This is a genomic window from Enterobacter sp. DN (assembly GCF_046054285.1).
In the GTDB taxonomy this organism is placed as follows: domain Bacteria; phylum Pseudomonadota; class Gammaproteobacteria; order Enterobacterales; family Enterobacteriaceae; genus Enterobacter; species Enterobacter hormaechei_C.
This window is the reverse complement of sequence record NZ_JBJJTG010000007.1, coordinates 35,557-47,878: the sequence shown is the minus strand read 5'-3', so window position 1 is coordinate 47,878 and position 12,322 is coordinate 35,557. Positions and strand designations below refer to the sequence as shown.

At 52.5% G+C, this 12,322-nt stretch carries 16 protein-coding genes; 9 read left to right on the top strand and 7 right to left on the bottom strand.

The window, feature by feature from the left end:
• Positions 1–40 precede the first annotated feature (40 nt).
• The 3 genes from rpmI to thrS all read right to left on the bottom strand — a co-directional run bounded on the left by rpmI (position 41) and on the right by thrS (position 2,810).
• Positions 41–238 carry a 50S ribosomal protein L35 gene (rpmI, locus tag ACJTMZ_RS16450; RefSeq protein WP_001124225.1) on the bottom strand — a complete coding sequence of 66 codons (198 nt, stop codon included), beginning with the start codon at positions 236–238 and terminating at the stop codon, positions 41–43.
• Positions 239–335: 97 nt separating this feature from the next.
• Positions 336–878 carry a translation initiation factor IF-3 gene (gene infC / locus ACJTMZ_RS16445; protein WP_023616141.1) on the bottom strand — a complete coding sequence of 181 codons (543 nt, stop codon included), beginning with the start codon at positions 876–878 and terminating at the stop codon, positions 336–338.
• A gap of 3 nt (positions 879–881) precedes the next feature.
• The gene (thrS, locus tag ACJTMZ_RS16440) at positions 882–2,810 is read right to left on the bottom strand and encodes a threonine--tRNA ligase (RefSeq protein ID WP_003857814.1); all 1,929 of its coding nucleotides are present in this window, start codon (positions 2,808–2,810) and stop codon (positions 882–884) included.
• A gap of 321 nt (positions 2,811–3,131) precedes the next feature.
• Between thrS and yncL the strand changes: the two genes are divergently transcribed.
• Both yncL and yniD read left to right on the top strand, forming a co-directional pair.
• Entirely contained in the window at positions 3,132–3,224 is a 93-nt protein-coding gene (gene yncL, locus ACJTMZ_RS16435; RefSeq protein ID WP_017384656.1) for a stress response membrane protein YncL, read from the top strand.
• A gap of 98 nt (positions 3,225–3,322) precedes the next feature.
• Positions 3,323–3,430 (top strand): small membrane protein YniD, encoded by a 108-nt coding sequence (gene yniD / locus ACJTMZ_RS16430; RefSeq protein WP_003857815.1) that lies wholly within the window; start codon positions 3,323–3,325, stop codon positions 3,428–3,430.
• A 149-nt stretch (positions 3,431–3,579) separates the two neighbouring features.
• On the opposite strand, the gene ACJTMZ_RS16425 is transcribed toward yniD, so the two are convergent.
• Both ACJTMZ_RS16425 and ACJTMZ_RS16420 read right to left on the bottom strand, forming a co-directional pair.
• Positions 3,580–3,813: a hypothetical protein gene (locus ACJTMZ_RS16425; RefSeq protein ID WP_246933338.1), complete on the bottom strand. Its 234-nt coding sequence runs from the start codon at positions 3,811–3,813 to the stop codon at positions 3,580–3,582.
• A 264-nt stretch (positions 3,814–4,077) separates the two neighbouring features.
• Positions 4,078–4,836 carry a YdiY family protein gene (locus tag ACJTMZ_RS16420; protein WP_026080717.1) on the bottom strand — a complete coding sequence of 253 codons (759 nt, stop codon included), beginning with the start codon at positions 4,834–4,836 and terminating at the stop codon, positions 4,078–4,080.
• Positions 4,837–5,132: 296 nt separating this feature from the next.
• Between ACJTMZ_RS16420 and pfkB the strand changes: the two genes are divergently transcribed.
• From pfkB to ACJTMZ_RS16405, 3 genes are all read left to right on the top strand, one after another.
• Positions 5,133–6,065, top strand: coding sequence for a 6-phosphofructokinase II (pfkB, locus tag ACJTMZ_RS16415; RefSeq protein ID WP_032670978.1), 933 nt, complete (start codon positions 5,133–5,135; stop codon positions 6,063–6,065).
• Between the two features lie 91 nt (positions 6,066–6,156).
• Positions 6,157–6,447, top strand: a complete 291-nt coding sequence (ghoS, locus tag ACJTMZ_RS16410) for a type V toxin-antitoxin system endoribonuclease antitoxin GhoS (protein WP_003857822.1) — start codon at positions 6,157–6,159, stop codon at positions 6,445–6,447.
• Positions 6,448–6,552: 105 nt separating this feature from the next.
• Positions 6,553–7,413, top strand: a complete 861-nt coding sequence (locus ACJTMZ_RS16405; RefSeq protein WP_047057665.1) for a fructosamine kinase family protein — start codon at positions 6,553–6,555, stop codon at positions 7,411–7,413.
• Between the two features lie 36 nt (positions 7,414–7,449).
• Here ACJTMZ_RS16405 and ACJTMZ_RS16400 read toward each other — a convergent pair whose 3' ends face one another.
• Entirely contained in the window at positions 7,450–7,986 is a 537-nt protein-coding gene (locus ACJTMZ_RS16400; protein ID WP_015570741.1) for a YniB family protein, read from the bottom strand.
• Positions 7,987–8,127: 141 nt separating this feature from the next.
• Between ACJTMZ_RS16400 and hxpB the strand changes: the two genes are divergently transcribed.
• The 4 genes from hxpB to tcyP all read left to right on the top strand — a co-directional run bounded on the left by hxpB (position 8,128) and on the right by tcyP (position 11,894).
• Positions 8,128–8,799: a hexitol phosphatase HxpB gene (gene hxpB, locus ACJTMZ_RS16395; RefSeq protein WP_003857825.1), complete on the top strand. Its 672-nt coding sequence runs from the start codon at positions 8,128–8,130 to the stop codon at positions 8,797–8,799.
• Positions 8,800–8,927: 128 nt separating this feature from the next.
• Positions 8,928–9,689, top strand: a complete 762-nt coding sequence (gene kduD / locus ACJTMZ_RS16390; RefSeq protein WP_252010523.1) for a 2-dehydro-3-deoxy-D-gluconate 5-dehydrogenase KduD — start codon at positions 8,928–8,930, stop codon at positions 9,687–9,689.
• A 95-nt stretch (positions 9,690–9,784) separates the two neighbouring features.
• On the top strand, positions 9,785–10,375 hold the full coding sequence (locus tag ACJTMZ_RS16385) for a metal-dependent hydrolase (protein WP_015570742.1): 591 nt from the start codon (positions 9,785–9,787) through the stop codon (positions 10,373–10,375).
• A gap of 127 nt (positions 10,376–10,502) precedes the next feature.
• Positions 10,503–11,894 carry a cystine/sulfocysteine:cation symporter gene (gene tcyP / locus ACJTMZ_RS16380; protein ID WP_015570743.1) on the top strand — a complete coding sequence of 464 codons (1,392 nt, stop codon included), beginning with the start codon at positions 10,503–10,505 and terminating at the stop codon, positions 11,892–11,894.
• Between the two features lie 48 nt (positions 11,895–11,942).
• Here the strand turns inward: tcyP and cedA are convergent, their stop codons facing one another.
• Complete coding sequence (gene cedA / locus ACJTMZ_RS16375; protein WP_071524159.1) at positions 11,943–12,197, bottom strand: cell division activator CedA; 255 nt, start codon at positions 12,195–12,197, stop codon at positions 11,943–11,945.
• Positions 12,198–12,322 lie beyond the last annotated feature (125 nt).

The following is a 12,322-nucleotide window of genomic DNA, read 5'->3' as shown; positions in this document are numbered from 1 at the left end:
CTGTATCTATTCTAAGTTAAAAAAGTTAAACGTTAACGACTTATGCGTACGGCAGGCACGCGATGACCAGGCCCAGATCGCCTTTAGAAACCATGGCTTTTGGACGCAGGTGACGTTTACGCTTGGTAGCTTTCTTAGTCAGAATGTGACGCAGGTTAGCGTGCTTGTGCTTAAAACCACCTTTACCGGTTTTTTTGAAGCGCTTAGCAGCACCGCGTACGGTCTTAATTTTTGGCATTTTAATAACTTCCACTTCGCATTGTTAAATAAACGAAACATAGGCGAACAAAACCTATGGGGCCCGAAGGCTCCACAGATTTTGCTGCTTGAAGGCCTTACTGTTTCTTCTTAGGAGCGAGCACCATGATCATCTGGCGGCCTTCGATCTTCGTAGGGAAGGATTCGACTACTGCCAGTTCACTCAGATCGTCACGGACGCGGTTAAGCACTTCCATACCAATCTGTTGGTGGGCCATCTCACGACCGCGGAAACGCAGCGTGATCTTGGCCTTATCGCCATCTTCCAGAAAGCGAATCAGGCTGCGGAGTTTTACCTGATAATCGCCATCGTCGGTACCAGGACGGAATTTAATTTCCTTAACCTGGATAACTTTTTGCTTCTTCTTCTGTTCCTTAGAAGACTTACTCTTTTCATAAAGGAACTTGCCGTAGTCCATGATACGACAAACTGGCGGTTCGGCGTTAGGGCTGATTTCAACTAAATCTACTCCAGCTTCTTCAGCCTTTTCGATCGCTTCTCTCAGACTCACAATCCCCAGCTGCTCGCCTTCCAGACCTGTTAAGCGAACTTCCTGGGCGCGAATCTCGCCATTGATACGATTCGGACGTGCCGTTTGAACTCGTTTTCCGCCTTTAATACCTTATTCCTCCAGTTGTTGAAGACTGCGGCTGCGAATCTCTTGTTGCAGCTTCTCAATCACTTCACTTACGTCCAGGCTCCCCAGGTCTTTACCACGGCGGGTGCGAACGGCAACTTTGCCTGCTTCCACCTCTTTATCACCACAGACCAACATATACGGGACACGACGTAAAGTGTGCTCGCGGATTTTAAAGCCAATCTTCTCATTTCTCAAGTCTGCTTTTACGCGAATGCCCGCATTTTGTAGTTTCTGCGTCAATTCTTTAACGTAATCCGCCTGAGAATCGGTAATGTTCATCACCACTACCTGCACTGGCGCAAGCCAGGTTGGGAAGAAGCCCGCGAACTCTTCGGTCAGGATGCCGATGAAGCGCTCCAGTGAACCGAGAATCGCACGGTGAATCATAACCGGCACCTGACGCTCGTTGTCTTCGCCAACATAAGAGGCGCTTAAACGCTGCGGCAGGGAGAAGTCCAGCTGTACCGTTCCGCACTGCCATGCGCGATCGAGGCAGTCATACAGGGTAAATTCAATTTTCGGACCGTAGAATGCGCCCTCGCCCAGCTGGTATTCGAACGGAATACCGTTCTCTTCCAGCGCTACGGCAAGATCCGCCTCTGCGCGATCCCATGTCTCATCGCTGCCGATACGTTTTTCCGGACGCGTTGAGAGTTTGACCACGATCTTCTCGAAGCCAAAGGTGCTGTACATATCGTAGACCATACGAATACAGGCGTTAACTTCTTCACGGACCTGATCTTCAGTACAGAAGATATGCGCATCATCCTGAGTAAAGCCACGAACACGCATCAGACCGTGCAGCGCACCTGATGGCTCGTTACGGTGGCAGCTACCGAACTCCGCCATACGCAGCGGCAGATCGCGGTAGGATTTCAGACCCTGGTTGAAGATCTGAACGTGGCCCGGGCAGTTCATTGGCTTGATGCAGTATTCACGGTTCTCAGACGAAGTGGTGAACATCGCATCTTTGTAGTTGTCCCAGTGGCCGGTTTTTTCCCACAGCACACGGTCCATCATGAACGGGCCTTTCACTTCCTGGTACTGGTACTCTTTCAGCTTGGAGCGCACGAACGTTTCCAGTTCACGGAAGATAGTCCAGCCGTCGTTATGCCAGAACACCATCCCCGGCGCTTCTTCCTGCATATGATACAGGTCAAGCTGCTTACCGATTTTACGGTGGTCACGCTTAGCCGCCTCTTCCAGGCGTTGCAGATACGCGTTCAGGGCCTTCTTATCGGCCCACGCGGTACCATAAATACGCTGCAACATTTTGTTGTTGCTGTCGCCACGCCAGTAAGCGCCTGCGATTTTCATCAGTTTGAAGTGATGACAGAAGCGCATGTTCGGCACGTGCGGTCCACGGCACATGTCGACGTATTCCTGGTGATGGTACAAGCCAGGCTTGTCATCATGAGCGATGTTTTCATCAAGAATCGAGACTTTGTAGCTCTCGCCGCGCTTCACGAAGGTTTCACGCGCTTCGTGCCAGCTGACTTTCTTCTTAATGACGTCATAGTTGGTTTCGGCGAGCTCGTGCATTCGTTTCTCGAGCGCGTCGATATCTTCCTGAGTCAGGGTGTGGTCAAGGTCAACGTCGTAGTAGAAACCGTTGTCGATAACCGGGCCGATCGCCATTTTGGTGTTTGGCCAGAGCTGCTTAATAGCATGGCCTAACAGGTGCGCACAGGAGTGACGAATGATCTCCAGACCTTCTTCGTCTTTCGCGGTGATGATCGCAAGCGTTGCATCGCTTTCAATCAGATCGGACGCGTCTACCAGCTCACCGTTTACGCGACCTGCGATGGTTGCTTTTGCAAGTCCAGGACCGATATCCAGGGCAACATCCATTGGGCTAACAGCATGGTCGAAATGGCGTTGGCTGCCATCAGGAAGAGTAATTACAGGCATTTTATATCCTTATTTGCAGTGATGCCCCACACATAAGAGCATATACAAAGAAAATAATCGTGATTAAACAGTAGATTACGAAACCATCTGACCAACAATCGTCAAATTGGTTCGTCATCATGCACCTGCCGATTCAGATAAATGCGAATTTACGGCAAGCAGGGTAATGGTAACACTATTGAAAGGGCGAATGCACCTTCTGCGACCGTTTGAACCGTTCATCCTTTTGTCTGCGTTCATGAATTTTTGCTGACGGAGGCTCGCAATCCGAAAGTGCTGAGCTATTCTTGACTTGGTCCTTAAACATCGAAGGGGTATCACATGAATGTATCCAGCAAAACCGTTGTGATATTGAATCTACTTTCCGCTGCTTGCCTGGTATTGATTCTGGCTGACAGATTCCATTGGTTTTAAGCCGAACCGGTGTTCCGGCATAACCTGTTGTCCAGGGTTGAGCGCTTTCTGGCGCAGATTTTGGTAGACTAAGGGTATCAACTGACAAGGATTAGGTTATGCCAACAAAAAGATTTGCCGTGAAGCACTGGAAAATGGTCGTGGTGTTAATTGCTATTTGCGGCGCGATGTTGCTGCTGCGCTGGGCCGCAATGATCTGGGGCTAATATTTTGTCAGCGAAAACGTGCCGTGAATTTACTGAATAAATCTTAACTATCTTTACGATAATTTATGGTCCAAAACCGGTACGTCATAATCCGGTTTTCGACAGGCTGTGACAGCGTATATATTCCGTCACACGTGGCAGTTGAAATATCAGGACCACTCACCCGCCACCAGCTTGTGTACATCAAATGCATCATTCATTGACTGGCGGGTAGACTGAGAGCCAGGGGAAATGTTGGAGCCTGCTTCTACATCCGAGGCTTTAGCGATCCCGATTGGGCTGTTAACGTCACTGGCAGGTTGCGTCATATTATCAGCAGCAAATACGCCAAATGAAAGTGCGGAAAGCACCATAGCTGCTGTAGCGGTATTGATTTTTTTCATAATTTTATTCTCATACTTATTTAATGCGATATGCCTGAGGCGAGTTTTTCGCCTGTGCCGTAAGTGTAGATCTGGATCACATTCTTGCCTAGTCAAATTATTTATCAATTCGTGTCAAATAAACTGAATAAGCCCTGGTCGGCTAATTATGGAGAAATTATGAAGATGAAACCATACCCATTATTTTAAAACGCCGTTTAATATAAATAAGCACAGTTTCAGAAAATAAAAAAACGGGCCGAGAATAATCCCGGCCCGACGATATTACATTTTATAACCTAAAGAAATCGTGGTTCGGCGATCGGTATGTTCCGGCGCAGAATCAGGTGGGGATGAGTTCCAGGTTACGTTGTACGCCACCTTGAGTCCAAAGTGTTCGTTGATGGCCACATTCAACGCACTTTCTGAGTTCAGCGTTGTATCTTCAGCACCAAACACCGACACACCCTGGGTGAATTTTGCGTTGTCCGTCATCTGCCATGCATAGGTGCCCGATGCATAACCCAGCGGCTGGGTTTCATCTTCGCCGTTGGTGTACTCGTCGTAACGGACACCCGGACCGAATTCAAAACGCAGGCTGTGCACCGGCCCATTGAGGAACTGACGACCATAACCCGCAGTTACGACATCACGCTGGCGATAGCCGTTGTAGCGGTCAGTCAGCCAACTCGCCTGCCCGAACAGGTAGTCATAATCGGTCATGTTGTATCGGCTACGTCCGCCTACCGCGTATTTCTCTGATGAGCGTTGATCGTTAGCAGAGGTGTTGCTGGCATTTCCCCACAGCGACCAGGCCGTGGTGTTGCCGTACCAGGTCAGGGTGCTGTCTGCGGTCAGGGAGGAGCTTTTCGTATTACCGGATTGCGCCAGATACCCGGCATTCACGTTACCTTCAAAGGGTTTTTTGGCAGTGGAGGGATCGTCCATGACAGTAAAAACGGTATCATCGGCGGTTGCATTCAGTGACGCAAATACGCCACCCGCCAGCATCAGTGCTGCGGGTACTGTCTTCAAAAGCTTCATTTTATTTAAGGAGTCCGTACAACATAAAAAGAGACCGTCACGGTCTCGGAAACTTTCTTGCGGATCAATGACAAGGCGACCATAGAAAGGTAACAAATTATAAAAAGCCGCAAATAACATAGCAATATTTTCTTCTTTCATTTTTTGAATAAGAACGATCCCAAAACGTGTTTTATTTTATATGCCCGGCGCAGGTTATTTGTCAGCATTCATATTTAAAATCATACTGTTATTTACGTTGCCTTCCTGCCAAACGGTGCCAGGCTTAAAAGAACCCATGATAAAAGGAGGTCATGATGGCTTCGATTTATACGCTGACACTCTCCCCTTCCCTCGACTCCGCGACCATGACGCCGCAAATCTACCCGGAAGGTAAGCTGCGCTGTAGCGCGCCGGTGTTTGAGCCGGGCGGCGGCGGCATCAACGTGGCGCGCGCTATTACCCATCTCGGCGGAAAAGCCACCGCCATCTTCCCCGCTGGCGGCGCCACGGGAGAACATCTGGTTGCGTTGCTGGCAGATGAACAGGTGGCCGTAGACACCGTCGATGCTAAAGACTGGACCCGGCAGAACCTGCATGTCCATGTTGAATCCAGCGGCGAGCAATATCGTTTTGTGATGCCGGGGGCGAAATTAAGCGATGATGAGTTTCGTCAACTGGAAGAGAAAGTGCTGACCATTGAAAGCGGCTCATTACTGGTGATCAGCGGTAGCCTGCCGCCGGGCGTCAAAACAGAAAAACTGACGGCGCTGGTTCAGGCAGCGCTCCAGCGCGGCATCCGCTGCATTGTCGATAGCTCGGGCGAAGCCCTGAAGGCGGCGTTAGAACCCGGACAACTTGAACTCGTTAAACCTAACCAGAAAGAGCTCAGTGCCCTGGTTAATCGAGAACTTAGCCAGCCTGATGACGTTCGTACTGCCGCACAAGAGCTGGTACGTACGGGCAAAGCGCATCGCGTTGTGGTCTCTCTCGGTCCTCAGGGTGCGCTGGCCGTCGACAAGACGGGCTTTGTACAGGTTGTGCCACCGCCGATGAAAAGCCAGAGCACCGTGGGCGCCGGTGACAGTATGGTTGGCGCGATGGTGCTGAAGCTGGCGCAGGGCGCTTCGCTTCTGGAGATGGCACGCTATGGCGTCGCGGCAGGGAGTGCAGCCACCATAAACCAGGGAACGCGTCTGTGTTCGCTTGCGGATACCCAGAAAATTGTCGATTACCTGGCGAGAAGCTGAACCTGCTTCCCCTTCCCATGGAGGGGGAAGTCGCTAAACAGGGCATATCGACTATGCTAAGAAAACTTTCAGGATAACAACGAGGTGAATTATGAGCAGTGGTGATATCACCCGCTACGTCGTAACCGTGAATATTCATGAGGCGTCGCTGACCGAACTGAATGAACTCAACAACGCGTTCACGCGCGCCAATTTTCTGCTCACGCTGACGGACGATGAGGGCAATATTCACGATCTCGGCTCACTGGCATTTGGCCTGATAAGCCCGCTGAGTCAGGAAGAGGTGAAGGCGCTGGCCAGTAGTCTGGTGGAAAGCGTGACTGACAAAGCCACGGAAATTGATGTGGATAGCTGGGAAAACTGGCATAAAAAAGAACAATAAGTGCCCTGTACAAAATTAAACCGCTCAGTTGTGCGTTAGTTCCTGTTTTTTTATAGCCGTTTTGCGCTAACTTTATGATCTGGCAGACAACATGGGAGAGACATCATGTGGCAGGCTATCAGTCATCTTTTAAGTGAGCAACTGGGTGAAGGTGAAATTGAACTGCGTAACGAGCTGCCAAGCGGAGAGATCCATGCCGCATGGCATTTACGTTACGCCGGGCGCGATCTTTTCGTTAAATGTGATGAGCGTGAATTGCTCCCCATTTTTACTGCCGAAGCCGATCAGCTTGAGCTGTTATCGCGCAGTAAAACAGTCACCGTTCCGCAGGTTTTAGCCGTCGGTAGCGATCGTGACTATAGCTTTCTGGTGATGAACTATCTTCCCGCGCGCCCTCTGGATGCGCACAACGCCTTTATTCTCGGGCAACAGATCGCCCGTTTGCACCAGTGGAGCGATCAACCTCAGTTCGGGCTCGATTTTGATAACGACCTCTCCACTACCCCACAGCCAAACGCATGGCAGCGCCGCTGGTCGACCTTTTTCGCCGAGCAGCGCATCGGCTGGCAGCTGGAGCTGGCCGCTGAAAAGGGATTAGCGTTCGGCAACATCGACGCGATTGTTGAACACATTCAGCAGCGTCTGGCTTCGCATCAGCCTCAGGCTTCCCTTCTGCACGGAGATTTATGGTCAAACAACTGTGCACTTGGGCCTGATGGTCCCTATATATTTGACCCGGCCTGCTATTGGGGCGACAGAGAATGTGACCTCGCAATGCTGCCGTTGCACCCTGAACAGCCGCCGCAAATTTATGATGGCTATCAGTCTGTTTCGCCGTTACCTGCGGGTTTCCTTGATCGTCAGCCGGTTTATCAGCTGTACACCTTAATAAACCGGGCTATTTTGTTTGGCGGGAGTCATCTGGTGAATGCCCAGCGGGCGCTGGACCGCATTCTGGCGGCATAGCGGGAGGGGGCGGCTTCACGCCCCTTCCCTTAGGATTTACAGGAAGCCAAGCAGCGTAAAGAAGAAATACCCGGCCACAATGATAATGACCGGCAGGATGTAGAGCGGGAAAAACTGCACAAAAATGGTATGACGCGGAACGACAATGCGCGATTCGATCTGCTCGCGGCTCATCCCGTCAGGGCCTTTCGCCTTCTCGAGGATCAGCTGGTCTTCCACCCCTTCGCGCAAAAAGCGGGTCTGGCGACTCATGCGCGCGCCGGAGGCCTGCAACGCCATCGCGATAAATATCAACGCATAGATTATCCAGAAACCGACATTCAGCTGGTGGTGAAAATCCGGCGTGGGCGAGTTGAACCAGAAGACGTTCAGGAACGGGGTATTAAACCGCATCATCTCAATCATGACGTGCGCAAAATCAAGCATGACGGCATTGATGCCCGGCTGTTTTTCGCTGTGATCGTACATAAATTTGAGTACGGAGATCAGCGTTGAAATCAGGGCGGGAATGAAAATAACCCAACCAGCAATACGTTTTAAGACCGCGATGCGTCCAGCTTGTTGATACGTCATTAGTTCCTCTTCATAAAGACGCGTTATTTGTGCCTAAGTCTACCTGCTGTCGGTCATTTTCGCCCGCTCTTTGAATGCAATATGCTAAATTACTTGTGCTTAGCACCGTTTGTCTTACCCCCAAGATAAGGAGATGTTGTAATGTCGACCCCGCGCCAGATACTTGCCGCTATTTTTGACATGGATGGATTGCTGATTGATTCCGAACCCCTGTGGGATCGGGCTGAACTGGACGTGATGGCCAGCCTCGGCGTCGATATCAGTCGTCGTAACGAGCTTCCCGATACCCTGGGGCTGCGCATCGATATGGTGGTTGACCTCTGGTATGCCCACCAGCCATGGGTTGGCCCGGATCGCGACGAAGTAACGGCGCGCATTATCAACCGCGCTATCTCCCTCGTAGAAGAGTATAAGCCGCTGTTGCCGGGCGTACGCGACGCTATCGCCCTGTGCAAGGCGCAAGGGCTGAAAGTGGGGCTGGCCTCGGCCTCACCGCTGCATATGCTGGAAAAAGTGCTGACGATGTTCGGGCTGCGCGACAGCTTCGACGCGCTGGCCTCGGCCGAAAAGCTTCCTTACAGCAAGCCACATCCGCAGGTATATATGGACTGCGCCGCGAAACTGGGGCTGGATCCACTTACCTGTGTGGCGCTGGAAGATTCGGTTAACGGCATGGTGGCGTCCAAAGCCGCACGTATGCGCTCCATCGTTGTGCCGGCTGAAGAAGGCCGACACGATCCCCGTTTTGCCCTCGCAGACGTCAGGCTGACGTCTCTTGAAGAATTGACTGCCCGCCATCTGCGCGGGGAGTAACGCTCTTTCAGGCAGCTTCGGCTGCCTGCTTCGCCAAATCAAAACAACGTTTTACTTTATTTGCTTTTCTCATTCCAGACTCCTATTCTTACGTGCAGAATGACAATAACCTGACTTCTGAGGCGCGTATGATACTGGATGCTTTTACTCTGGCAGGAAAAGTGGCGATGGTGACCGGGTGCGATACCGGTCTGGGGCAAGGTATGGCCATTGCCCTCGCCCAGGCAGGATGCGATATCGTGGGGGTTAACCGCAAGGTTCCTGACGAAACGGCAACGCGCGTTACGGCGCTGGGACGACGCTTTATCGCGATTCGCGCCGATCTTGGCAAGCAGGAGAGTATTCAGAGCGTGGTGGATACCGCAGTCGCTGAGATGGGCCGCATCGATATTCTGGTTAACAATGCCGGCACCATCCGCCGTGCCGATGCGCTGGAATTTAGCGAGAAGGACTGGGACGAGGTCATCGATCTCAATCTGAAATCGGTCTTTTTCCTCTCTCAGGCAGTGGCGAAACAGTTTATCGCGCAGGGTCAGGGCGGCAAGATTATTAACATTGCCTCCATGCTCTCCTTCCAGGGCGGCATCCGGGTGCCCTCCTATACGGCGTCCAAAAGCGGCGTGCTGGGCCTCACCCGCCTGCTGGCGAACGAATGGGCAACGCTGGGCATTAATGTGAATGCTATTGCGCCGGGTTACATGGCGACCAATAACACCCGGCAGCTTCGCGATGATGAGCAGCGCAGCCAGGCGATCCTCGACCGTATTCCGGCGGGTCGCTGGGGTCTGCCGGAGGATTTACAGGGTCCGGTGGTGTTCCTGGCCTCGTCGGCCTCTGATTACGTTAACGGTCATACCCTCGCCGTAGACGGTGGCTGGCTGGCGCGCTAACCGTGCGTTTGTGACAAAGAGTTACACCGTCACCTCTTTCACACACTGTATAAAAACCCTATACTGTATGAATCGACAGTTTACCGGGTTTTATCATGACGGCGGAAGGCCACCTGCTTTTTTCACTTGCCTGTGCAGTGTTTGCCAAAAACGCTGAACTGACCCCTGTGCTGGCACAGGGGGACTGGTGGCATATTGTCCCTTCCGCCGTGCTGACCTGCCTCCTGCCGGACATAGATCATCCAAAGTCATTCCTTGGCCAGCGGCTGAAGTGGATTTCAAAACCCATCGCCAGAGCCTTTGGTCATCGCGGGTTTACCCACAGCCTGCTGGCCGTATTCGGCCTGCTTACACTCTTCTATTTGAAGGTTCCGGAGAGCTGGATCGTCCCGGCGGATGCCATTCAGGGCATGGTGCTCGGCTACTTAAGCCATATCCTCGCCGATATGCTGACGCCAGCAGGTGTACCGCTGCTCTGGCCCTGCCGCTGGCGTTTCCGTCTGCCAATCCTCGTGCCGCAAAAAGGCAACCAGCTGGAGCGCGTTCTGTGTATGGCGCTGTTTGCGTATGCCGTGTGGATGCCGCAGACATTGCCCGAAAATGGTGCAGTGCGCTGGTCATCGCAAATGATCAACTCGCTACAATTTCAGTTCAATCGTTTTATTAATCACCAGATTGAACATTAAACCGACAATATAATCACTTTTGTCATAAACCATTCCATATGGATATAAGCGCGACATCACACTTCTGATAACCTTGCGCCAACAGGTTCGGTAAAAACCGACCGTATAATAAATCAGGAGAACGGGGATGAATTTTCCACTCATCGCGAACATTGTTGTGTTCGTCGTATTGCTATTGCTTCTCGCCCAGGCTCGCCACAAACAGTGGAGCCTGGCGAAAAAGGTACTGGTCGGTCTGGTCATGGGCGTGGTGTTTGGCCTGGCCTTACACGCCATTTACGGCTCCGATAGCCCGGTACTGAAAGATTCTATTCAGTGGTTCAACATTGTCGGTAACGGCTATGTACAGCTGCTGCAAATGATCGTTATGCCGCTGGTATTCGCCTCTATTCTGAGCGCCGTAGCCCGCCTGCATAATGCCTCTCAACTGGGTAAAATCAGTTTCCTGACCATTGGTACCCTGCTCTTCACCACGCTGATTGCGGCGCTGGTGGGTGTGCTGGTAACCAATCTGTTTGGCCTGACTGCTGAAGGTCTGGTGCAGGGTAGCGCTGAAACCGCGCGTCTGACGGCGATTGAGACCAACTACGTGGGTAAAGTGGCCGATCTGACCGTTCCGCAGATGGTGCTTTCCTTCATTCCGAAGAACCCGTTCGCTGACCTGACCGGTGCAAGCCCAACCTCCATTATCAGCGTGGTGATCTTCGCGGCATTCCTGGGCGTGGCTGCGCTCAAGCTGCTGAAGGACGATGCGCCGAAAGGCGAGCGCGTTCTGACAGCCATCGATACCCTGCAAAGCTGGGTGATGAAGCTGGTGCGTCTGGTCATGCAGCTGACGCCGTACGGTGTCCTGGCGCTGATGACCAAAGTCGTGGCAGGCTCTAACCTGCAAGACATCATCAAGCTTGGCAGCTTTGTGATCGCCTCTTATCTGGGGCTGGGCATTATGTTTGTGGTGCACGGTATCCTGCTGGGCGTGAACGGCGTTAGCCCGCTGAAATATTTCCGCAAAGTCTGGCCGGTGCTGACCTTCGCCTTCACCAGCCGTTCCAGCGCGGCATCTATCCCGCTGAACGTGGAAGCACAGACCCGTCGTCTGGGCGTACCGGAGTCTATCGCCAGCTTCTCGGCCTCCTTTGGCGCCACCATCGGGCAGAACGGCTGTGCGGGTCTCTACCCGGCGATGCTGGCCGTGATGGTTGCCCCAACCGTGGGGATTAACCCGCTGGATCCGGTCTGGATTGCGACGCTGGTGGGTATCGTGACCATTAGCTCCGCCGGTGTTGCGGGCGTGGGCGGCGGCGCGACCTTCGCTGCGCTGATCGTTCTGCCTGCGCTGGGACTGCCGGTGACGCTGGTTGCCCTGCTGATCTCTGTTGAACCGCTGATCGATATGGGGCGAACCGCCCTGAACGTGAGTGGCTCAATGACCGCCGGTACCCTGACCAGCCAGTGGCTGAAGCAGACCGACAAAACGATTCTCGACAGTGAAGAAGATGCGGAACTGGCCCATCGTTAATCACGGCTGAAATAAAAAAACCGCCTGCGGGCGGTTTTTTTATGGCTGTTATTCTTCAACCTCTTCATCCTGGCGGGTCTGCACAGCCCATCGCTGCGCCGATTCCGGCACCGTAAACGCAGGGGAGCGACGGAAGTGCTCGCCAATCAGCACGAAGGCAACGTATTTACCCCGTAACATCCAGACATCGCGAAAACCATCCACTTTCAGGGCATGGTCAGGCGGCGCGGGTTCAACGCGGGGCACATAGCTAATAACCTGGCGGTTTTGTTGACGAAGAGGTTTCATAAGCGACGGGTTCACTAAAGCAAATTCTTAAAGCAGGAAATTTCTATCATAGCCGATTCCCCCCCCACCCGTCGCGCCTGACGTGAGGCAGATGGCTCCTTTCGCTAATCACTTATCTGAAAACGCTTAGTTCGCCTGCT